Annotated in this window: 17 protein-coding genes; 8 read left to right on the top strand and 9 right to left on the bottom strand. The window is 59.0% G+C overall.

The features are described from left to right. Nucleotides 1-94 precede the first annotated feature (94 nt). Nucleotides 95-721, top strand: coding sequence for a glutathione S-transferase family protein (locus AC4IBF_RS14810; protein WP_111963865.1), 627 nt, complete (start codon nucleotides 95-97; stop codon nucleotides 719-721). Here the strand turns inward: AC4IBF_RS14810 and AC4IBF_RS14815 are convergent, their stop codons facing one another. Next, entirely contained in the window at nucleotides 722-1,840 is a 1,119-nt protein-coding gene (locus AC4IBF_RS14815; protein WP_491462932.1) for a PQQ-dependent sugar dehydrogenase, read from the bottom strand. 106 nt (nucleotides 1,841-1,946) lie between these two features. Then, nucleotides 1,947-2,330: a biofilm formation regulator BssR gene (gene bssR / locus AC4IBF_RS14820; RefSeq protein ID WP_111963863.1), complete on the bottom strand. Its 384-nt coding sequence runs from the start codon at nucleotides 2,328-2,330 to the stop codon at nucleotides 1,947-1,949. 216 nt (nucleotides 2,331-2,546) lie between these two features. On the opposite strand from bssR, the gene rimO reads away from it, so the two are divergent. Then, entirely contained in the window at nucleotides 2,547-3,872 is a 1,326-nt protein-coding gene (gene rimO, locus AC4IBF_RS14825; RefSeq protein WP_023335043.1) for a 30S ribosomal protein S12 methylthiotransferase RimO, read from the top strand. A gap of 63 nt (nucleotides 3,873-3,935) precedes the next feature. Here rimO and gsiD read toward each other — a convergent pair whose 3' ends face one another. Genes gsiD through iaaA form a run of 5 tightly spaced genes read right to left on the bottom strand, consistent with a single transcriptional unit; the run spans nucleotide 3,936 to nucleotide 10,158 of the window. Then, nucleotides 3,936-4,847 carry a glutathione ABC transporter permease GsiD gene (gene gsiD, locus AC4IBF_RS14830; protein ID WP_115874579.1) on the bottom strand — a complete coding sequence of 304 codons (912 nt, stop codon included), beginning with the start codon at nucleotides 4,845-4,847 and terminating at the stop codon, nucleotides 3,936-3,938. Nucleotide 4,848: 1 nt separating this feature from the next. After that, on the bottom strand, nucleotides 4,849-5,769 hold the full coding sequence (gene gsiC / locus AC4IBF_RS14835) for a glutathione ABC transporter permease GsiC (RefSeq protein ID WP_111963862.1): 921 nt from the start codon (nucleotides 5,767-5,769) through the stop codon (nucleotides 4,849-4,851). A 5-nt stretch (nucleotides 5,770-5,774) separates the two neighbouring features. Beyond that, on the bottom strand, nucleotides 5,775-7,313 hold the full coding sequence (gsiB, locus tag AC4IBF_RS14840; protein WP_133294063.1) for a glutathione ABC transporter substrate-binding protein GsiB: 1,539 nt from the start codon (nucleotides 7,311-7,313) through the stop codon (nucleotides 5,775-5,777). Between the two features lie 23 nt (nucleotides 7,314-7,336). Then, nucleotides 7,337-9,208, bottom strand: a complete 1,872-nt coding sequence (gene gsiA / locus AC4IBF_RS14845) for a glutathione ABC transporter ATP-binding protein GsiA (protein WP_115874576.1) — start codon at nucleotides 9,206-9,208, stop codon at nucleotides 7,337-7,339. Between the two features lie 11 nt (nucleotides 9,209-9,219). Continuing rightward, nucleotides 9,220-10,158: a beta-aspartyl-peptidase gene (gene iaaA, locus AC4IBF_RS14850; RefSeq protein WP_115876043.1), complete on the bottom strand. Its 939-nt coding sequence runs from the start codon at nucleotides 10,156-10,158 to the stop codon at nucleotides 9,220-9,222. A gap of 187 nt (nucleotides 10,159-10,345) precedes the next feature. Here iaaA and moeA point away from each other — a divergent pair, with 187 nt between their 5' ends. Beyond that, on the top strand, nucleotides 10,346-11,578 hold the full coding sequence (moeA, locus tag AC4IBF_RS14855; protein WP_143344866.1) for a molybdopterin molybdotransferase MoeA: 1,233 nt from the start codon (nucleotides 10,346-10,348) through the stop codon (nucleotides 11,576-11,578). A 1-nt stretch (nucleotide 11,579) separates the two neighbouring features. Continuing rightward, nucleotides 11,580-12,332, top strand: a complete 753-nt coding sequence (gene moeB, locus AC4IBF_RS14860) for a molybdopterin-synthase adenylyltransferase MoeB (RefSeq protein WP_491462933.1) — start codon at nucleotides 11,580-11,582, stop codon at nucleotides 12,330-12,332. An 89-nt stretch (nucleotides 12,333-12,421) separates the two neighbouring features. On the opposite strand, the gene fsa is transcribed toward moeB, so the two are convergent. Continuing rightward, nucleotides 12,422-13,084 (bottom strand): fructose-6-phosphate aldolase, encoded by a 663-nt coding sequence (gene fsa / locus AC4IBF_RS14865; RefSeq protein WP_111963857.1) that lies wholly within the window; start codon nucleotides 13,082-13,084, stop codon nucleotides 12,422-12,424. Between the two features lie 128 nt (nucleotides 13,085-13,212). On the opposite strand from fsa, the gene AC4IBF_RS14870 reads away from it, so the two are divergent. The 4 genes from AC4IBF_RS14870 (at nucleotide 13,213) to AC4IBF_RS14885 (ending at nucleotide 18,965) form a co-directional block, all read left to right on the top strand. Continuing rightward, nucleotides 13,213-14,112 carry a glycyl-radical enzyme activating protein gene (locus tag AC4IBF_RS14870; RefSeq protein ID WP_248173132.1) on the top strand — a complete coding sequence of 300 codons (900 nt, stop codon included), beginning with the start codon at nucleotides 13,213-13,215 and terminating at the stop codon, nucleotides 14,110-14,112. Between the two features lie 4 nt (nucleotides 14,113-14,116). Then, nucleotides 14,117-16,549 (top strand): formate C-acetyltransferase/glycerol dehydratase family glycyl radical enzyme, encoded by a 2,433-nt coding sequence (locus tag AC4IBF_RS14875; protein WP_491462934.1) that lies wholly within the window; start codon nucleotides 14,117-14,119, stop codon nucleotides 16,547-16,549. A 193-nt stretch (nucleotides 16,550-16,742) separates the two neighbouring features. Further along, nucleotides 16,743-17,558 (top strand): Cof-type HAD-IIB family hydrolase, encoded by an 816-nt coding sequence (locus tag AC4IBF_RS14880; protein WP_367897148.1) that lies wholly within the window; start codon nucleotides 16,743-16,745, stop codon nucleotides 17,556-17,558. A 150-nt stretch (nucleotides 17,559-17,708) separates the two neighbouring features. After that, nucleotides 17,709-18,965, top strand: coding sequence for a DUF1479 domain-containing protein (locus AC4IBF_RS14885; RefSeq protein WP_143344860.1), 1,257 nt, complete (start codon nucleotides 17,709-17,711; stop codon nucleotides 18,963-18,965). Here the strand turns inward: AC4IBF_RS14885 and AC4IBF_RS14890 are convergent. Continuing rightward, nucleotides 18,962-20,035, bottom strand: a complete 1,074-nt coding sequence (locus tag AC4IBF_RS14890; protein ID WP_143344859.1) for a LacI family DNA-binding transcriptional regulator — start codon at nucleotides 20,033-20,035, stop codon at nucleotides 18,962-18,964. The genes AC4IBF_RS14885 and AC4IBF_RS14890 overlap by 4 nt on opposite strands. Nucleotides 20,036-20,308: the final 273 nt, after the last annotated feature.

The following is a 20,308-nucleotide window of genomic DNA, read 5'->3' on the forward strand; positions in this document are numbered from 1 at the left end:
TTCAGACGATTTTTTTGTCTTCTGTTGCGTAATTGTTAGGTTTATCTCACCATGGCGAAAGCTGACACGGATTCACATCTCATCAGGAGTAAATATGATTACGCTTTGGGGCAGGAACAACTCGACCAACGTTAAGAAAGTGCTCTGGACGCTCGAGGAGCTGGATTTACCGTTCAATCAAATCATGGCCGGCATGTCGTTCGGCGTAAACAAAGAGGCCGACTATCTGGCCATGAACCCGAACGGCCTGGTGCCGCTGCTGCGCGATGATGAAACAGACGCGACGCTTTGGGAGTCCAACACCATTGTGCGTTACCTCGCCGCGCAGTACGGTCAGGGCCGCCTGTGGGTTGAGAATCCCGCCCGGCGCGCTCAGGGCGAAAAGTGGATGGACTGGGCGAACCAGACGCTGTCCCCGACCCACCGCGTGATCCTGATGGGGCTTATCCGCACGCCGGAAGCTGAACGCGACTATCCCGCAATTCACGCCGCGCAGGATGCCTGCGAAAATCTGTTTGCGATGATGGATGACGAGCTGGCGAAGCACGCCTGGTTCTCCGGCGAGGCGTTCGGCGTGGGCGATATTGCCGTGGCGCCGTTCGTCTGGAACCTGACCAATATGGGCCTGAAGTGGACGCCGCGCCCTCACCTGGAGCGCTGGCTTAAACAGCTGAGCGATCGCCCGGCTTACCGCAACGTGGTAATGATCCCGGTCACCTGATTACGCGCCGGACGGGCTGACTTTCAACAGTTGCCCGTCCGTCTCGTCGGTCAGGACATACAGATACCCATCCGGCCCCACCCGCACGTCGCAAATACGCTGGTCCCGGTCGCCCAGAATGCGCCCGTCCTCCGTCACCTTATTGCCGTCCACGCTCAGCACGATCACGTCCTTCTCCTTCAGCGCGCCGATAAACAGCTTGTTTTTCCACTGCGGGAAAACGTCGCTGTTGTAAAACGCCATGCCGCTCACCGCGGGTGAGACTTTCCAGAAGAACAGCGGTTTTTCGGTTCCCTCAACGTGCTCGCCTTTAGCTTCCGGGATTTTCAGGCCGCTGTAGTTAATGCCGTGCGTCGCAAGCGGCCAGCCGTAGTTTTTTCCTTTCTCCGGAATGTTGATCTCATCCCCGCCTCGCGGGCCGTGCTCGTTCAGCCAGAGCGTGTCGCTCCAGGGGTTCATCGCCATCCCCTGCGGGTTGCGAATGCCGTAAGACCAGATTTCGGGTCGCGCACCGGGGGTATTCACAAAGGGGTTATCCGACGGGACTTTTCCGTCTTCGGTAAGGCGCACCACTTTACCCTGCAATTTATCCAGATCCTGCGCCGTCGGACGCTGATTATTCTCGCCGAGTCCAATAAAGAGAGAGCCTTTGCCGTCGAACACCAGCCGCCCGCCAAAATGGTTACCGGTTGAGAGTTTCGGTATCTGGCGAAACGCCACCTGGAATCCCTCGATGCGGGAATAGTCGTCGCTCAGGCGGCCATAGCCTACCGCCGTGCCGGCTTTGCCGTCATGCCCGGCCTCGGCGTAGCTCAGCCAGACGCGGCGCGACTTCTCAAAATCCGGGGCAAGCACCACATCCAGCAACCCTCCCTGACCGTTTGCCCAGACCTTCGGCACGCCGACAATCGGATCGGAGAGCCCTTTTCCGGTCTGCCAGCGTTTGAGCTGACCACCCTTCAGGGTCACCAGCAGCCCGTCATTATCCGGCAGGAACGCCAGGGACCAGGGGTGATCGAGTCTGTTTTGCAGCACCTCGACCTTCACCGCCTCTGGCGCAGCAAGAAGTGAAAACGGAATGAATAATACAGGCAGGGAAATCAGCGAGGATCGAGGCATAACGCACTCCTTTATCGGCATATGGCATAAAGATTAGCCACTGCGTCCGGGCGCGTTAGCACTTTTACAAAAGCTTAAGCAGAAGGGGGAGTCGCCTCCCCCTGGATCAGTGCTGTTCAAGCTTCTCGTGCTCGTTCAGGCACATGATGCATAGAGAGAGCGTTGTCAGGCAGTTTTCAAGCTTCTCCGCGTTTACGGCGATAAAGTTCGGGCAGTCGTGGCGTCCGTTCATCAGACATACCCCGGCGATGGAGAGCACCTCAGCGGCGCGGCGCAGCGCGATCAGCTCACTTTCGCCGTAATTCGCCTTCAGGGTCGGTGCTTTTTCACGCATGAAATTACACAGTTCAAACAGGTTATCACGCAGATGTTCGCTTTCGCTGACTGACATATACCCTTTTGCCTTCCTCAACTGCAGGTACGCGGCCAGGTCGATTCGGGCGTTGATCAGCTTGTTCAGCAGATCGCGTTTTAGTCTGTCAACGGTCATGCTCTTTCCTCCTCTGTCAGCCATGGTGCATAGTCAGGATAAGTACATTTTTTGTACAGTTTAATGCCTGGGATCAATTTTTATTAACTGATTAACATAATTTACAATGTTACAACGTCAGCCCGACGCATCCACCTTGCAAAGAGTGTATAAATCCCCCGCGATACGCTGTAAAATCCCGCCCTGATAACTCCATAATTGATGAATTTTTAACCTATGAGCAATGTTACGCACCAGCCGAAAATCGGCTTCGTCTCCCTGGGCTGCCCGAAAAACCTGGTGGATTCAGAACGCATCCTGACCGAACTGCGCACCGAGGGCTATGACGTGGTGCCAAGCTACGACAACGCCGATATGGTGATCGTTAACACCTGCGGGTTTATCGACAGCGCGGTCCAGGAATCACTGGAAGCCATCGGTGAAGCCCTGACCGAAAACGGCAAAGTGATTGTGACCGGCTGCCTGGGCGCGAAAGAAGACCAGATCCGCGAAGTGCACCCTAAGGTGCTGGAGATCACCGGCCCGCACAGCTACGAGCAGGTGCTGCAACATGTTCATCACTACGTGCCAAAACCAAAGCATAACCCGTTCCTGAGCCTGGTGCCGGAACAGGGCGTGAAGCTGACGCCGCGCCACTACGCGTACCTGAAAATTTCCGAAGGCTGCAACCATCGCTGCACCTTCTGCATCATCCCGTCCATGCGTGGCGATCTGGTGAGCCGTCCGATTGGCGAAGTGCTGGCTGAAGCCAAACGTCTGGCCGACGCGGGCGTGAAGGAGCTGCTGGTCATCTCCCAGGACACCTCTGCCTACGGCGTGGACGTAAAGCACCGCTCCGGTTTCCACAACGGCGAGCCGGTGAAAACCAGCATGGTTGGCCTGTGCGAGCAGCTGTCCAAACTCGGTATCTGGACGCGCCTGCACTACGTCTACCCGTACCCGCACGTTGACGATGTCATCCCACTGATGGCGGAAGGCAAAATTCTGCCGTACCTGGACATCCCGCTGCAGCACGCGAGCCCGCGTATCCTGAAGCTGATGAAACGTCCTGGCTCCGTTGACCGCCAGCTGGCCCGCATCAAGCAGTGGCGTGAGATCTGCCCGGATCTGACGCTGCGCTCCACCTTTATCGTCGGCTTCCCGGGTGAAACCGAAGAAGACTTCCAGATGCTGCTCGACTTCCTGAAAGAAGCGCGTCTGGACCGCGTCGGCTGCTTCAAGTACAGCCCGGTAGAAGGCGCAACCGCCAACGAGCTGGCGGACCAGGTGCCGGAAGAGGTGAAAGAAGAACGCTGGAACCGCTTCATGCAGCTGCAGCAGCAGATTTCTGCCGAGCGTCTGCAGGAAAAAGTGGGCCGCGAGATCATGGTTATTATCGACGAAGTTGACGAAGAAGGCGCGATTGGCCGCAGCATGGCGGACGCCCCTGAAATCGACGGTGCGGTGTACCTGAACGGCGAAACCAGCGTTAAGCCGGGTGATATTATTCGCGTGAAGGTTGAAAACGCGGACGAGTATGACCTGTGGGGTAGCCGGGTTTAATCTTCCTGCTCCTCTTTTGTAGGCCGGGTAAGGCGTAGCCGCCACCCGGCACATTTTACTGCGCTATCCCTTAATCCTCGGATCCAGCGCGTCGCGCAGACCGTCACCCAGCAGGTTAAACGCCAGCACGGTCAGAAAAATCGCCAGGCTCGGGAAGATCGCCACGTGCGGTGCAATCACCATATCCGCCCTCGCCTCGTTCAGCATCGCGCCCCACTCCGGCGTTGGAGGCTGAGCACCCAACCCTAAAAACGACAGGCTGGCCGCCGAGATAATCGACACGCCGATACGCATGGTGAAATAGACCACGATGGACGACACCGTACCCGGCAGAATATGGCTGAACAGGATGGTGGCGTCGCTGGCCCCCATGCTGCGGGCAGATTCTATAAAGGTCTGCTGTTTCAGCACCAGCGTGTTGCCGCGCACCAGGCGCGCAAACGCCGGAATCGAAAACACCGCGACCGCAATGATGACGTTGGCCATGCCGCTGCCCATGATCGCCACCACCGCAATCGCCAGCAGAATGCCGGGAAAAGCAAACAGCACGTCGCAGATGCGCATGATGATGCGGTCCCACCAGCCTTCGTAATATCCGGCAACGAGCCCCAGCACGGTACCGATGGCCGCGCCGATCAGCACCGCGAACACCCCGGCGGCAAGCGAGATTTGCGCCCCGACCAGCACGCGGCTAAAGATATCGCGCCCGAGGGAGTCCACGCCGAACCAGTGCAGCATCGACGGTCCGTCGTTCAGACGGTCATAGTCAAAATAGTTTTCCGCATCAAATGGCGCCACCCACGGCGCAATCACCGCCACTGCAATAAGCAGCAGCACAAACAGCCCCGCGGTCATCGCGACCGGCTGACGGCGAAAACGCCGCCAGAATTCAGACCACGGGGTGTGGACGTGGTCCGGTTTTAGCCCCGGCATCGCGTTTAAAACGGCCTGACGTCGCCAGTTCAATAATCGCATCTTACTTATACCTGATGGCCGGGTTAATGGCGGCGTAGAGCACGTCCACCACTAAGTTGATAAGAATAAATTCCAGCGAGAAAAGCAGCACTTCCGCCTGAATCACCGGGTAGTCGCGCATCTCGACGGAATCGACCAGCAGGCGTCCCAGCCCCGGCCAGTTGAAGACTTTTTCCACCACGATAGAGCCGCCCAGCAGGAAGCCAAACTGCAGCCCCATCATCGTCACCACCGGGATCATCGCGTTGCGGAACCCGTGCTTGAGAATGACCCACTTCTCGCTGACCCCTTTCGCCCGCGCGGTGCGAATATAATCTTCGCTCAGCACGTCAACGAACGAGGCGCGGGTAAAGCGGGCCATCACGGCCGACACGGCAGCCCCAAGCGTCATGGAAGGCAGGATGTAATGCTTCCAGGTATCGGCCCCGACGGTGGGCAGCCAGCCCAGCTCAACGGAGAAGATCTGCATCAGCAGCATCCCCAGCGCGAACGCCGGGAAGGAGATGCCGGTCACCGCCAGCGCCATGCCGAGCTTGTCCGGCCAGCGGTTGCGCCAGACGGCTGCGACAATACCGGCGCCAAGCCCAAACACGACTGCCCAGCTCATGCTGGCAATCGTCAACCAGAACGTCGGCATAAAGCGGGTGGCGATCTCCTCCGACACCGGACGACGCGACACCATCGAAATACCAAAGTCACCCTGAAGAACGTTGCCAATATAGTGCAGAAACTGCATATACAGAGGCTGGTCAAGACCCAGCTGTTTACGCACCAGCTCAATGACCGTGGCATCCGCTTCGGGCCCGGCAACCAGACGCGCCGGATCGCCCGGCAGCATATGGACAAACAAAAACACCAGCACCGCCACAATCAGCAGCGTCGGAATAAGCCCCAGCAGGCGTTTACAAACATAATTCAGCATGAGGTTTATTTTAAATCCGCATCGTCAAAGCTAAAGCCGGTGTCCGGCATGATGTAGAACCCGGTCAACGCTTTGTTATGGGCTGATACCAGTTTCTCCACCACCAGCGGCACCCACGGTGACTCTTTCCAGATGATGTCCTGCGCGTCTTTGTAGAGGCGCGCCTTCTCCTCCGGTTTAGTGGTTTTCAGCGCATCGGCCAGGTCTTTGTCCACCTGCGGGTTGCTGTAGAACGCAGTGTTGAACAGGGTTGGCGGCCAGTTCTGCGAGGCAAACAGCGGCGACAGCGCCCAGTCGGCTTCACCAGTCGATGCCGACCAGCCGGTGTAGAACATCCGCACGCCGCTCTCTTTCTGCCCTTTCCCCTCCACTTCTGCCGCACGCTGTCCGGCATCCATTGCCGTGACCTGTACCTTGATACCCACCTGCGCCAGCTGCTGCTGGGTAAACTGCAGCACCTTCTGGGCGGTGCTGTGATTATGCGACGACCACAGCGTGGTGCTAAAACCGTTCGGGAAGCCCGCCTCTTTCAGCAGCTCGCGCGCTTTAGCCGGATCGTACGGCCACGGCTGATAGCTTTGCGCATAGGCGATAGCCGGCGGCAGCACGCCGGTGGCCGGGGTGGCATAGCCCGCAAAAGCGACCTTCACCAGCGCCTGACGGTTAATGGCATAGTTAATAGCTTCGCGCACCTTCGGGTTATCGAACGGCTTTTGCGTGACGTTCATGCTGATGTAGCGCTGCATGATCGACGGGCTGGCGACCAGCTCCAGCTTGCTGTTTTTCTGCAAAATGGCGGCCTGCTCATACGGGATCGGGAAGGCAAACTGCGCCTCGCCGGTTTGCAGCATCGCCGCGCGGGTGTTGTTGTCCACCACCGGACGCCAGGTGATGGTGTCCAGCTTCGGCAGCCCCTGCTGCCAGTATCCGGCGAATTTCTTCACCTTCACAAAATCGGTCTGGTTCCAGGTGAGCAGTTCGTAAGGGCCGGTGCCAACAGGGTGGAAACCGATCTCTTTGCCGTATTTCTGCAGCGCAGCAGGGGAAATCATCGCCGTTGCCGGATGCGCCAGAATATTGATAAACGCGGAGAACGGCTCTTTCAGGGTGATTTTTACCGTCGCCGGGTCGACCACCTCGGTTTTGGCGATGTTTTTATAAAGGTTATAGCGCTTGAGGCTGTTTTCAGGATTGCTGGCGCGATCGAGGTTAATCTTCACCGCCTCCGCATTGAAGTCTGTCCCATCCTGGAACTTCACGCCGGTTCTGAGCTTGATGGTGTAGACCAGCCCGTTGTCGGACACGGTGTACCCCTCCGCCAGCACGTTTTTGAGCTTCATCTCTTTATCCAGGCCGAACAGGCCCTGGTAGAACGATTTCGCCACCGCCTGAGAGAGCGTGTCGTTGGCGTCATACGGATCGAGCGTGGTGAAATTGGAGCCGACGGCAACCACCACATCTTTGGCAGCGAACGCGGGGGCAGCGGCCAGGGCTGCCGTCACGCTCGCGGCTAACAACCATCTACGCGCTACAAATGTAACCATTGTGTTCTCCTGCCTGTTGTAAGTTATAACCGCGAAAAAGCATTGTCCTGACGCGGGGGAGCGACGAAATGACCCGGCTCGACCTCGCGAAGCGTCACGCGCTCCACGGCCTCGCCGAGTTTATGAATATTGCCCGGCATATCATCCTGCAGCAGCACGCGCTGGCCGTGACGATGTGCGGGATCGGCAACCGGAACCGCCGCGATAAGCTTGCGGGTGTACGGGTGCTGCGGGTTCTCGAACACTGCCCTTCGCGGCCCAATCTCCACGATCTGCCCCATAAACATTACCGCCACGCGATGGCTGATGCGCTCGACCACCGCCATGTCGTGCGAGATAAACAGGAAGGCGATACCCATATCCCGCTGTAAATCAAGCAGCAGGTTGATGATTTGCGCCCGGATAGAGACATCCAGCGCCGAGACGGATTCATCCGCAATCACCACTTTCGGGTTCAGCGCCAGCGCGCGGGCGATGCAGATACGCTGCCGCTGCCCGCCGGAAAACTCGTGCGGATAACGCCAGGCGTGTTCCGGCTTCAGGCCAACGCGCTCCAGCAGCCAGGCCACGCGACGCTGCGCCGCCTCGCCGTCGAGCAGGTTATGCACCCGCAGCGGCTCCATGATCGAATACCCCACCGTATGGCGCGGATCGAGGGAGGCATACGGATCCTGAAAAATAAACTGAATATCCCGCCGCACCGCCTGCAGCCTGCTGTCCGGAAGGGTATCAATGCGCTCGCCGTTAAAGGTAATGCTGCCCTCCTGAGATTCCACCAGACGGAGCAGCGCGCGCCCGGTCGTGGATTTACCGCAGCCGGACTCCCCCACCAGCGCCAGCGTTTCGCCCGGCCAGAGGTCGAAGCTGACGTTTTCCACCGCGTGCACTTCGCGCTTCACCCGGTTCAGTACGCCGCTGCGCAGCGGAAACCGGGTGACCAGATTTCGTACTTCCAGAATGGGCTTGCCCGGCACCACGGTGTCCTGCTCGCGCTCATCCTCCTGCAGCTCAGACGCCTCGAGGGAAAGCAGCGGAAAACGGCGCGGCAGATCGCTGCCGTTCATCGCCCCCAGTCGCGGGACCGCCGCCAGCAGTGCTTTGGTGTAAGGATGCGCGGGCGCGTGAAAAATCTGCTCGACCGGGCCGGTTTCTACCGCGCAGCCCTTATGCATCACCAGTACGCGATCGGCGATATCGGCAACCACGCCCATATCGTGGGTGATAAAGATCACCCCCATCTCCATCTCCTGCTGCAGCACGTTGATGAGCTGCAGGATCTGCGCCTGAATGGTCACGTCCAGCGCCGTTGTCGGCTCGTCGGCAATGAGCACCGCCGGACGGCAGGAGAGCGCCATGGCAATCATTACCCGCTGGCGCATGCCGCCGGAAAGCTGATGCGGATAGCGGCCCAGAATGGCCTGCGCCTCCGGAATGCGCACCAGCTCAAGCATCCGTCGGGCCTCTTTGAGCGCTTCATCGCCGCTCAGCCCCTGATGCAGGCGGATGGACTCGGCAATTTGCTCCCCGACCGGGAACACCGGGTTCAGAGAGGTCATCGGTTCCTGGAAAATCATGGCAATATCCGCCCCGCGCACGCCCTGCATCTGCGCACCGCTCAGCTCATTTAAATCAATGACCTGCCGGTTACGGCGGCGCAGGAGCATTTTCTCGCTGCTGATTTGCCCGCCCGTCTGTTCCAGCAGGCGCATCAGCGCCAGCGCGGTAACCGATTTCCCGGAACCGGATTCGCCAACAATCGCCAGCGTCTCGCCGCGCCTGAGCGTGAACGATAAATTCTGTACTGCGGGGAAGAACTGCCGCTCTTCCTGAAACGCAATATTCAGCTGATGGACAGCCAATACTTCGCGGTTGTCCAGCTCTTCACTGTGCGGCACGCGCTGCCCCCTTATTCACGATAAATCCCCGTGCTCGGCTCATCGCCGGCATAGCCCCAGGCGCGATACATGCCTTCGCTGTTGAACGGCAGGGCCACGTTGCCCTCACGATCCACCGCAATGAGTCCGCCGACGCCGCCCAGGGCAGGCAGTTTTTCCATCACCACGCGCTCGCAGGCCTCGCTCAGGCTTAAGCCGCCGTAATCCATCAGCGCGGTAATGTCGTAGGCCGCGAGGGCGCGAATAAAAACTTCCCCGGTGCCGGTACACGACACCGCCGCCGTCGCGTTATTGGCATAGCAGCCGGCGCCCGGCAGCGGGCTGTCGCCGACGCGTCCAGGCAGCTTGTTGGTCATCCCACCCGTTGACGTCGCCGCCGCGAGGTTGCCGGCTTTATCGAGCGCCACCGCGCCGACCGTGCCCATTTTGCTGCGCTCATCCAGCGGCGCAGTATGGTCAAGCTGCGTCATGCCCGCCGAACGAGCTTCCAGTAACTGCTGATAGCGCGCTTCCGTGGAAAACAGATCGGGCGATACCGGCTCCATCCCGTGTTCGAAGGCAAAGGTCTCCGCCCCGGCCCCCGTCAGCAGCACGTGCGGACTCTCTTCCATCACCAGACGCGCCGCCAGCACCGGATTACGCAGGTGACTGACGCCCGCCACGGCGCCCGCTTTCAGGGTAATACCGTCCATCACGCAGGCATCCAGCTCGTGCGTTTCATTCCGGGTAAAGACCGAACCGATCCCCGCATTAAATAACGGGCACTCTTCCAGCAGGCGCACCGCCTCGGTGACCACGTCCAGCGCGCTTTCGCCCGCTTCCAGCATTCTCTGGCCCGTTTCCACAATGGCGTACAGCGCGTCGATGTAGCGCTTTTCCTGCTCGGGACTGAGCTGTGCTCGGGTGATTGCCCCGGCGCCACCATGAATTGCGATTACCGCATTAACCATTCGCATCACCCGTTAGCCTGTTTTGCGGCTTTTTCTATAAATATCATTATCGTCGACGAAACTTCAGATGATTTTTGAATATAGAAAGACGTAACAGTGATGTAAAGCGTGCACCCTTCGGTCATACAGTTAGCCGCACTTTTCTGCCATAATGGACGCTTTCGTTGTTACTCCGCAGGAGCCCACCATGGATTTTACCGCCGGACTGATGCCGCTTGAGACGGCACTCACGCAGATGCTTGACCGAGTTTCCCCGCTGCATGACGTAGAGACGCTGCCCCTCGTGCGCTGTTTTGGCCGTATTGCCGCGCGCGATATCGTCTCTCCACTTAACGTGCCGGGGTTTGATAACTCAGCGATGGACGGTTACGCGGTACGCCTGGCGGATCTCCAGACGGGTAATGCCCTGCCGGTGGCGGGCAAAGCCTTTGCGGGTCAGCCGTTTAGCGGTGAATGGCCTGCGGGCACCTGCGTGCGCATCATGACCGGCGCGCCGGTTCCGGCCGCCTGCGACGCCGTGGTAATGCAGGAAGAGACCGAACAGACCGACGAAGGCGTGCGTTTTACCGCCAACGTTAAAGCGGGCCAGAACATCCGCCGTACCGGCGAGGACATTACCCTCGGCGCGACCGTTTTTGCCGCCGGGCAAAGGCTGACGGTGGCAGAGCTGCCGGTGCTGGCCTCGCTCGGCATCGCGGAAGTCGACGTTATCCGCAAAGTGCGCGTCGCCGTCTTCTCCACCGGCGACGAGCTGCAGCTTCCGGGCCAGCCGCTGCAGGACGGCCAGATTTACGACACCAACCGCCTGGCGGTACACCTGATGCTGGAGCAACTGGGCTGCGAGGTGATTAACCTCGGCATCATTCCAGACGACCCGGAAAAACTGCGCGCGGCGTTTATCGAGGCGGATAAATCCGCCGACGTGGTCATCAGCTCCGGCGGCGTCTCCGTGGGCGAAGCGGATTACACCAAAACCCTTCTTGAAGAGCTGGGCGAAATCGCCTTCTGGAAGCTGGCGATCAAGCCGGGCAAGCCGTTCGCGTTTGGCAAGCTTCCACACAGCTGGTTCTGTGGCCTGCCGGGTAATCCGGTCTCGGCGGCACTCACCTTCTACCAGCTGGCGATCCCGCTGCTGGCGAAGCTTTCCGGCAACAGCGCCAGCCCGCTGCCTGAACGCCAGCGCGTGCGTGCCGCCACGTGCCTGAAAAAATCACCGGGCCGCCTCGATTTCCAGCGCGGTATTCTGGCGCGCAGCGCGGACGGCGAGCTCGAAGTGAGTACAACCGGGCACCAGGGCTCACACATTTTCAGCTCCTTCAGCCAGGGCAACTGCTTTATCGTGCTGGAGCGCGAGCGCGGCAACGTGGAAGCCGGCGAATGGGTTGAGATAGAGCGCTTTAACCACCTGTTCGGAGGCTGATATGACGGTGGAGCTGAGCGACCCGGAGATGATGCGCTACAACCGCCAGATTGTGCTGCGCGGGTTTGACTTCGAAGGCCAGGAAGCGCTCAAGGCGGCCAGCGTGCTGGTCGTCGGGCTGGGCGGGCTGGGCTGCGCCGCCGCGCAATACCTTGCCGCGGCAGGCGTGGGCAGGATGACGCTGCTGGATTTCGATACCGTGTCGGTGTCTAACCTGCAGCGCCAGACGCTGCACAGCGACGCGACGGTGGGCCAGCCGAAAGTGGACTCTGCCCGCACGGCGCTGGCGCGCATCAACCCCCACGTTCGGTTCACGCTGATTGACGCAATGCTGGATGACGACGCGCTCTCCGCGCAGATTTCCCGGCACGATCTGGTCCTGGACTGCACCGATAACGTCACCGTCCGTAACCAGCTCAACGCGGGCTGTTTTGCCCATAAAACGCCGCTGGTTTCCGGCGCGGCTATCCGCATGGAGGGGCAAATCAGCGTCTTCACGTACGCCGAGGGTGAACCCTGCTACCGCTGCCTGAGCCGTCTGTTTGGCGAGAATGCGCTGACCTGCGTTGAGGCGGGCGTGATGGCGCCGCTCGTCGGCGTGATTGGCTCATTGCAGGCAATGGAAGCGATCAAGGTGCTGGCGAATTACGGCACGCCGGCAGCGGGGAAAATCGTGATGTATGACGCGATAACCTGCCAGTTCCGCGAGATGAAGCTGATGCGTAACCCGGGGTGTGAGGTGTGCGGAGGTTAAAGCAAACGGCAACCTTCAGGTTGCCGTTTTAGTGTTTGCTCCCTCTCCCTGTGGGAGAGGGTTGGGGTGAGGGCATCAGGCCGCACCCGTCAAATCGACGTCCTGCCAAACGCCCCCAGCCAGTCCTGCTCAAACTTCACAATTGCCGCATCTACCGCAGGAGAGGCAATAAACTGCTGCGCCACGTCCAGCGGCAGCGTGATGGACTTGCACCCTGCCAGCAGGCAGTCCAGCGCCTGACGCGGGGTTTTAAAGCTCGCGGCCAGCACCTTTGACTGCGGTGCGTGCAGCGTCAGCAGCTGTTGCAGCTCAATTACGGTCTGGATCCCGTCCCCGCCCTGCGCGTCCACGCGGTTAACGTAAGGGGCCACATACTCCGCCCCCGCCAGCGCGGACAACATCCCCTGCGCAGCACCGTATACCGCCGTGCCCAGCGTCGGGATCCCTTCCGCTTTTAGCATCTTGATCGCCGCCAGCCCTTCTGCGGTTACCGGCACTTTCACCACCAGATCGTTAATGATGGCGCGAAGCTTACGCGCGTCTTCCACCATCCCTTCGGCGGAGGTCGCCATCACCTGTGCGAACAGACGACCTTTACCACCAAGCGCGTCGTGCAGCGCGGGCAGCAGTTCATCGAGCGGCGTTTTACCGGCAGCTACGATGCTTGGATTGGTGGTCACGCCCGCCAGCGGGAAGATACGCGCCAGCTTTTTGACTGCCGCAACGTCAGATGTGTCGAGATAAAGTTCCATGATGTCACCCTCAAAATTAGCCTGCACTTACCCTATCACGACAAAACCTGCTGAAGAGTTGACCTGCATCAAGATAACTTTCATTCGAAAGTAATTTAATCTTCATATGCAAGATGAGAGGCAAAAACATGATCTTCAATATTCAGCGTTACTCCACCCACGACGGCCCCGGTATTCGTACTGTGGTGTTCCTGAAAGGCTGCTCGCTGGGCTGTCGCTGGTGCCAGAACCCGGAAAGCCGCTCCCGCAGCCGGGACGTGCTGTTTGATGCACGTCTGTGCCTGGACGGCTGCGACCTGTGCCAGCAGGCAGCGCCGGGCTGCATCGAACGCGCGCTGAATGGCCCGATCATCCACCGCGAAAAGCTGAGTGAAGAGACGCTTAACGCCCTCACCGACTGCTGCCCGACGCAGGCGCTGACCGTCTGTGGCGAAGAACAGCATGTCGAGGAGATCATGGCGACCGTACTGCGCGACAAGCCCTTCTACGACCGCAGCGGTGGCGGGATCACCCTCTCCGGCGGCGAGCCGTTTATGAACCCGGATCTGGCGCAGGCCCTGTTTAAAGCCAGCCATGACCAGGGGATCCACACCGCCGTCGAAACCTGCCTTCACGTGCCGTGGCACTATATCGAGCCGTCATTACCGTACGTCGATCTGTTCCTCGCAGACCTGAAGCATGTCGACGGTGACCTTTTCAAGCAGTGGACGGACGGTTCGGCTAAGCGCATCCTGGATAACCTAAAACGCCTGGCCGCCGCAGGGAAAAACATCACCATCCGCGTACCGCTCATCCAGGGCTTCAACGCAGATGAAGCCTCCATAACCGCCATTACCAACTTCGCTGCCGATGAACTCGGCGTCGACGATATTCATTTTCTGCCGTATCACACGCTGGGCATGAACAAATACACCCTGCTCGGCCAACCCTACTCTGCCCCTGACAAACCGCTGGATAACCCTGCTCTGCTGGACTTTGCGCAGCAGTACGCCCGCCAGAAAGGGTTAACCGCGACCTTACGAGGATAAACTTATGACCACTCTGAATCTCAATACCCTCAGCGAACGCATTAAGGCGCACAAAACGGCCCTGGTGCATATCGTCAAGCCGCCGGTCTGTACCGAGCGCGCGCAGCATTACACCGAAATGTACCAGCAGCACATGGACAAGCCGATCCCGGTGCGTCGCGCTCTGGCGCTGGCGCATCACCTGGCCGAACGTACCATCTGGATCAAACACGACGAGCTGATTATCGGTAACCAGGCAAGCGAGGTGCGCGCCGCGCCGATCTTCCCGGAATACACCGTCTCCTGGATTGAGAAAGAGATCGACGACCTGGCAGACCGCCCGGGCGCGGGCTTTGCGGTGAGCGAACAGAACAAGCGTGTGCTGCACGAGATCTGCCCTTGGTGGCGCGGCCAGACGGTGCAGGATCGCTGCTACGGCATGTTCACCGACGAGCAGAAAGGCCTGCTGGAAACCGGCATTATCAAAGCCGAAGGCAACATGACCTCAGGCGACGCGCACCTGGCGGTGAACTTCCCGCTGGTGCTGGAGAAAGGTCTCGACGGCCTGCGCGCCAAAGTGGCCGAACGCCGCTCGCGCATCAACCTGACGGTGCTGGAAGACCTGCACGGCGATCAGTTCCTGAAGGCGATCGATATCGTGCTGGAAGCGGTAAGCCTGTACATCAAACGTTTTGCCGACCTGGCGCGCGAAATGGCCGCGACCGAAACCCGCGTAAGCCGCCGCGACGAGCTGCTGGCAATGGCGGAAAACTGCGACGTGATTGCCCACGAGCCGCCGAAAACCTTCTGGCAGGCGCTGCAGCTGTGCTACTTCATTCAGCTGATCCTGCAGATTGAGTCCAACGGCCACTCCGTTTCCTTTGCGCGTATGGACCAGTATCTCTATCCGTACTACCGCCGTGACGTGGAGCTGAACCAGAGCCTCGACCGCGAACACGCCATTGAACTGCTGCACAGCTGCTGGCTGAAATTGCTTGAAGTGAACAAGATCCGCTCTGGCTCGCACTCCAAAGCCTCTGCCGGTAGCCCGCTGTACCAGAACGTCACCATCGGCGGCCAGAAGCTGGTCAACGGTGAGCCGATGGACGCGGTGAACCCGCTCTCCTACGCAATTCTGGAATCCTGCGGCCGTCTGCGCTCCACCCAGCCGAACCTGAGCGTGCGCTATCACGCGGGCATGAGCAACGACTTCCTCGATGCGTGCGTGCAGGTGATCCGCTGCGGCTTCGGGATGCCGGCGTTCAACAACGATGAAATCGTCATTCCGGAATTCATCAAGCTCGGCGTTGAGCGCGACGACGCCTACGACTACGCGGCCATTGGCTGTATCGAAACCGCAGTTGGCGGCAAGTGGGGCTATCGCTGCACCGGCATGAGCTTCATCAACTTCGCCCGCGTGATGCTGGCCGCGCTGGAAGGCGGCCGCGACGCCACCAGCGGCAAGGTATTCCTGCCGCAGGAGAAAGCGCTCTCCGCAGGTAACTTCGATAATTTCGAGGAGGTGATGGCAGCCTGGGATAGCCAGATCCGCTACTACACCCGCAAATCCATTGAGATTGAGTACGTTGTGGACACCATGCTGGAAGAGAACGTCCACGATATTCTCTGCTCGGCGCTGGTGGACGACTGCATCGAGCGCGCGAAAAGCATCAAGCAGGGCGGCGCGAAGTATGACTGGGTCTCCGGCCTGCAGGTGGGTATCGCCAACCTCGGCAACAGCCTGGCAGCGGTGAAAAAGCTGGTGTTCGAACAGGGCACTATCGGCCAACAGCAGCTGGCGGCGGCGCTGGCGGATGACTTCGACGGGCTGACTCACGAGCAGCTGCGTCAACGTCTGATTAACGGCGCGCCGAAGTACGGTAACGACGATGACAGCGTGGATATGCTGCTGACCCGTGCTTATCAGACCTACATTGAAGAGCTTAAGCAGTATCACAATCCTCGCTACGGCCGCGGCCCGATTGGCGGTAACTACTACGCGGGCACGTCCTCCATCTCCGCAAACGTGCCGTTTGGCGCGGCGACGATGGCAACGCCGGACGGACGTAAGGCACACACGCCGCTGGCGGAAGGGGCAAGCCCGGCTTCCGGTACCGACCACCTTGGCCCGACGGCGGTAATTGGCTCGGTGGGCAAACTGCCTACCGAAGCGATTCTCGGCGGCGTGCTGCTGAACCAGAAGCTGAATCCGTCAACGCTGGAAAACGACAGCGATCGCCAGAAGCTGATGGTGCTGCTGCGGACCTTCTTCGAGGTGCATAAGGGCTGGCATATTCAGTACAACATTGTCTCCCGCGAAACGCTGCTGGAGGCGAAGAAACACCCTGACCAGTATCGTGACCTGGTGGTGCGCGTCGCGGGTTACTCGGCGTTCTTCACCGCCCTGTCGCCGGATGCACAGGACGATATTATTGCCCGTACTGAGCATACGCTGTAACGGGGCATCACCTCAGGGGAAAAGCGCACGCTGATGCCCTCACCCCTCCCCTCTCCCACGGGGAGAGGGAGAAAACACTAAAAACGGCAACCTCGGTTGCCGTTTTGCTTTTACTTTCGAATGAAATTAAATTTGTGCTCCCCGTCACCTTGTTATTAGAATGTTTCAAAACGCAGTGACCCAGGAGCACAGTATGACCGTTAAAGTTATCGTCACCGATATGGACGGAACTTTTCTTGATGATGCCAAGCAGTACGATCGTGACCGCTTCCAGGCACAGTTTGAACAGCTTAAAGCCCGCGATATTGAATTCGTTGTCGCCAGCGGCAACCAGTATTACCAGCTCCTCTCCTTCTTTCCGGCGCTAAAAGATCGGATCTCCTTCGTGGCGGAAAACGGCGCGCTGGTGTTCGACCGCGGAGAACAGATTTTTCACGGCGAGCTGACCCGCCATGAATCGCAGATCGTGATTGGCGAACTGCTGAAAGACAAAGGCCTGAACTTCGTGGCCTGCGGGCTGGAGAGCGCCTACGTCAGCGACAAAGCCCCGGACGCCTTCGTGGCGCTGATGTCAAAGCACTACCACCGCTTAAAGCGCATCAGCGATTACCGCGACATTGACGACGTGCTGTTCAAGTTCTCCCTGAACCTGCCGGATAGCGATATCCCGAATCTGGTGGATAAGCTGCACGTCTCCCTGGACGGCATCATGAAGCCGGTCACCAGCGGCTTTGGGTTTGTCGATTTGATTATCCCCGGCCTGCACAAAGCCAACGGCATCAGCCGTCTGCTGAAGCGCTGGAAAATCTCCCCTCAGGAGTGCGTGGCCATTGGCGACAGCGGCAATGATGCCGAGATGCTGAAGCTGGTAAAATATTCCTTTGCGATGGGTAACGCGGCGGAAAGCATCAAAGAAATCAGCCGCTACAGCACCGACGACAACAACCATCAGGGCGCGCTGAACGTCATTCAGGCCGTGCTCGACAACCATTCCCCGTTCGACGCCTGATCTTCTCCTCGCCGGAGCCTTGCTCCGGCAGCCTGACTCTTTTCCCGTCCTGTGGCTTGCGTCAAGTTTTTAAACTTGCATTAACTTAATTTTAACTTAAAGTATCACTTGTAGACATTTTGACTTTCGAATGAAAGATGCGAGGCAGTTATGACCTTTACCAGTGAAACTTTGCCGGCGGATCACAAAGCGGCAATCCGTCAGTTGAAACGTGAGCTACGCGCGCAGATCGGCGACGTGCAGGCGGTGTTCAATAAGCTCAGCGATAAAATTGCCACCCGCGTGGCGGAAATCAACGCTCTTAAGAACAAAGGCGAATCCATCTGGCCGGTGATTCCGTTTGCGGATGTGAAAAACGGCACGATTACCAACGCACAGCGCGAAGCCGTTAAACGCCGCGGCTGCGCGGTGATTAAAGGTCACTTCCCCCGCGAGCAGGCGCTGGCGTGGGATCAGTCGATGCTCGACTACCTCGATCTGAACAAGTTTGACGAAGTGTACAAAGGGCCTGGCGATAACTTCTTCGGCACCTTAACGGCCTCCCGTCCGGAGATTTACCCGATCTACTGGTCGCAGGCGCAAATGCAGGCGCGTCAGAGCGAAGAGATGGCGCAGGTGCAGTCGTTCCTGAACCGTTTATGGACGTTCGAGAGCAACGGCAAGCAGTGGTTCGACCCGGATGTGAGCGTGATTTACCCGGACCGTATCCGCCGCCGTCCGCCGGGAACCACCTCGAAAGGACTCGGCGCCCATACCGACTCCGGCGCGCTGGAGCGCTGGCTGCTGCCGGCTTACCAGCAGGTCTTTGCCCACGTGTTTGACGGCAACGTCGATAAGTACGATCCGTGGAACGCCGCGCACCGTACCGAAGTGGAAGAGTACACCGTCGATAACACCACCAAATGCTCGGTGTTCCGCACCTTCCAGGGCTGGACGGCGCTGTCGGACATGATCCCCGGTCAGGGGCTGCTGCACGTGGTGCCAATCCCGGAAGCGATGGCGTACATTCTGCTGCGCCCGCTGCTGGACGACGTGCCGGAAGACGAGCTGTGCGGCGTAGCGCCGGGGCGCGTGCTGCCGGTTTCCGAGAAGTGGCACCCGCTGCTCATCGAAGCATTAAGCAGCATTCCGGCGCTCGACGCGGGCGATTCCGTGTGGTGGCATTGCGATGTGATCCACTCCGTCGCGCCGGTGGAAAATCAGCAGGGCTGGGGCAACGTGATGTACATTCCTGCCGCGCCGATGTGCGAAAAGAACCTCGCCTACGCCAAAAAGGTCAAGGAAGCGCTCGAAACCGGCGCGTCACCGGGAGATTTCCCGCGCGAAGATTATGAAAAGAGCTGGCAGGACCGCTTTACCGTGAACGATCTCAACATCCACGGCAAGCGCGCGCTGGGCATGGTTTAACTGTCATACAAACCTTCCCGCTCAACGGCGGTGCGTCGTTTCCCCTGACGTATCCGCCGTACCGATTCCCGCACGGCCAGCGTGCCGTTAAGCAGTAACGTCCCCACCGGCGCGTCCGGGCGCATGAGCCGCTGCTGGAGCATATAAACCGCTTCCGTTCCCAGCTCATCGCGGGGAACGTGCACGGCCGTTAATGGAACATCCTGGATTGCCGCCAGGTTAAACCCGTCAATGCTCATCACAGACACGTCCTGCGGCACGCGCAATCCTCTTTTTTGCAATGCGCTGATGGTGCCCGCCGCCATAAAATCGCCGCCAACCAAAAATGCGGTTGGCAAATCCTTGCCCTGCATTTCGCTGAGCCAGCTGCTGACTACCTGTTCACTTTCGCGTGCGCTGAAGCTGGGGACCACCAGCAGATCGCGCTTGTCGCTGAATTTCAGGTTGTGAGACTGCCACGCGTCGCGGATCCCCGCCAGGCGAAGCTCCATGGTATAGCGGCGCAGGCACAGCACGCTCATTACCTCACGGTGTCCCATCTCAAACAGATATTCCGCCGCCCGCTCGCCAATGGCGCGATGATCCGGCGCGACGGCAGGCAGGCGCATGTGGCGGTCACGGCAGTTAATCAGCATGCAGGGTTTGCCGACATCCACAGCCAGATCGTGGATATGCGGGTCGTCGATGCCAAGAAGGATTGCCGCCTGGGTATCCGCCTCGTTCATGCGCGCCAGAAACAGCTGGGCATCGCTATCGTTCTCTTCCAGCGCGCAGTAGCGCAGGCGCACATCGTGGGATGCAAGGCCTTTACTCACGCTCTGGATCACACGGTAGTAAAAGATGTCGGACCGCTCGTCGAACGCACGCTGAGGGGCAAAAACCACCAGGCTATTGAGCAGCAGCCGTCCCGCCGCCATACCCTCCATCACCCCCAGCTCCCGCGCGCACGCCAGCACCTTTGCGCGCGCCTTTTCGCTGGTATTCGCTTTTCCCGCCAGCACCCGCGACACGGTGCTGATCGAGAGCTGCGTGCGGGCCGCGATTTCGGTGATTTTTAGCCTTTTGTCCATTTTGTGATCTGGCTCCATTTGCGAAATGAAAAAATTTTCATAGCGTATTCGTCAGGCAATAACTGACATAAATACCATCTTGCCAGAGGCTTTTCGTCAGTTATGAGAAATTTTGCACAAAATCCACTTTTGCCCACTCATTTTCTTCCTTAAGGTGAACTTGTCACACAACTTCCATACTAGTTGTATACCAGATTAAGAATTTTAAACGGATAAAAATCAAAGTCATAAAAATCCGTGTGACACCTGAACCTCCGTCCCCTTACAGTCCGT

Source organism: Enterobacter sp. Taxon_8 (genome assembly GCF_058354585.1).

What these genes read in the sequence shown, in the direction of transcription:
- AC4IBF_RS14810 (WP_111963865.1), top strand. Translation starts at nt 95, where the DNA reads ATGATTACGCTTTGGGGCAGGAACAACTCGACCAACGTTAAGAAAGTG.
- AC4IBF_RS14815 (WP_491462932.1), bottom strand. Translation starts at nt 1,840, where the DNA reads ATGCCTCGATCCTCGCTGATTTCCCTGCCTGTATTATTCATTCCGTTT.
- bssR (WP_111963863.1), bottom strand. Translation starts at nt 2,330, where the DNA reads ATGACCGTTGACAGACTAAAACGCGATCTGCTGAACAAGCTGATCAAC.
- rimO (WP_023335043.1), top strand. Translation starts at nt 2,547, where the DNA reads ATGAGCAATGTTACGCACCAGCCGAAAATCGGCTTCGTCTCCCTGGGC.
- gsiD (WP_115874579.1), bottom strand. Translation starts at nt 4,847, where the DNA reads ATGCGATTATTGAACTGGCGACGTCAGGCCGTTTTAAACGCGATGCCG.
- gsiC (WP_111963862.1), bottom strand. Translation starts at nt 5,769, where the DNA reads ATGCTGAATTATGTTTGTAAACGCCTGCTGGGGCTTATTCCGACGCTG.
- gsiB (WP_133294063.1), bottom strand. Translation starts at nt 7,313, where the DNA reads ATGGTTACATTTGTAGCGCGTAGATGGTTGTTAGCCGCGAGCGTGACG.
- iaaA (WP_115876043.1), bottom strand. Translation starts at nt 10,158, where the DNA reads ATGGTTAATGCGGTAATCGCAATTCATGGTGGCGCCGGGGCAATCACC.
- moeA (WP_143344866.1), top strand. Translation starts at nt 10,346, where the DNA reads ATGGATTTTACCGCCGGACTGATGCCGCTTGAGACGGCACTCACGCAG.
- moeB (WP_491462933.1), top strand. Translation starts at nt 11,580, where the DNA reads ATGACGGTGGAGCTGAGCGACCCGGAGATGATGCGCTACAACCGCCAG.
- fsa (WP_111963857.1), bottom strand. Translation starts at nt 13,084, where the DNA reads ATGGAACTTTATCTCGACACATCTGACGTTGCGGCAGTCAAAAAGCTG.
- AC4IBF_RS14870 (WP_248173132.1), top strand. Translation starts at nt 13,213, where the DNA reads ATGATCTTCAATATTCAGCGTTACTCCACCCACGACGGCCCCGGTATT.
- AC4IBF_RS14875 (WP_491462934.1), top strand. Translation starts at nt 14,117, where the DNA reads ATGACCACTCTGAATCTCAATACCCTCAGCGAACGCATTAAGGCGCAC.
- AC4IBF_RS14880 (WP_367897148.1), top strand. Translation starts at nt 16,743, where the DNA reads ATGACCGTTAAAGTTATCGTCACCGATATGGACGGAACTTTTCTTGAT.
- AC4IBF_RS14885 (WP_143344860.1), top strand. Translation starts at nt 17,709, where the DNA reads ATGACCTTTACCAGTGAAACTTTGCCGGCGGATCACAAAGCGGCAATC.
- AC4IBF_RS14890 (WP_143344859.1), bottom strand. Translation starts at nt 20,035, where the DNA reads ATGGACAAAAGGCTAAAAATCACCGAAATCGCGGCCCGCACGCAGCTC.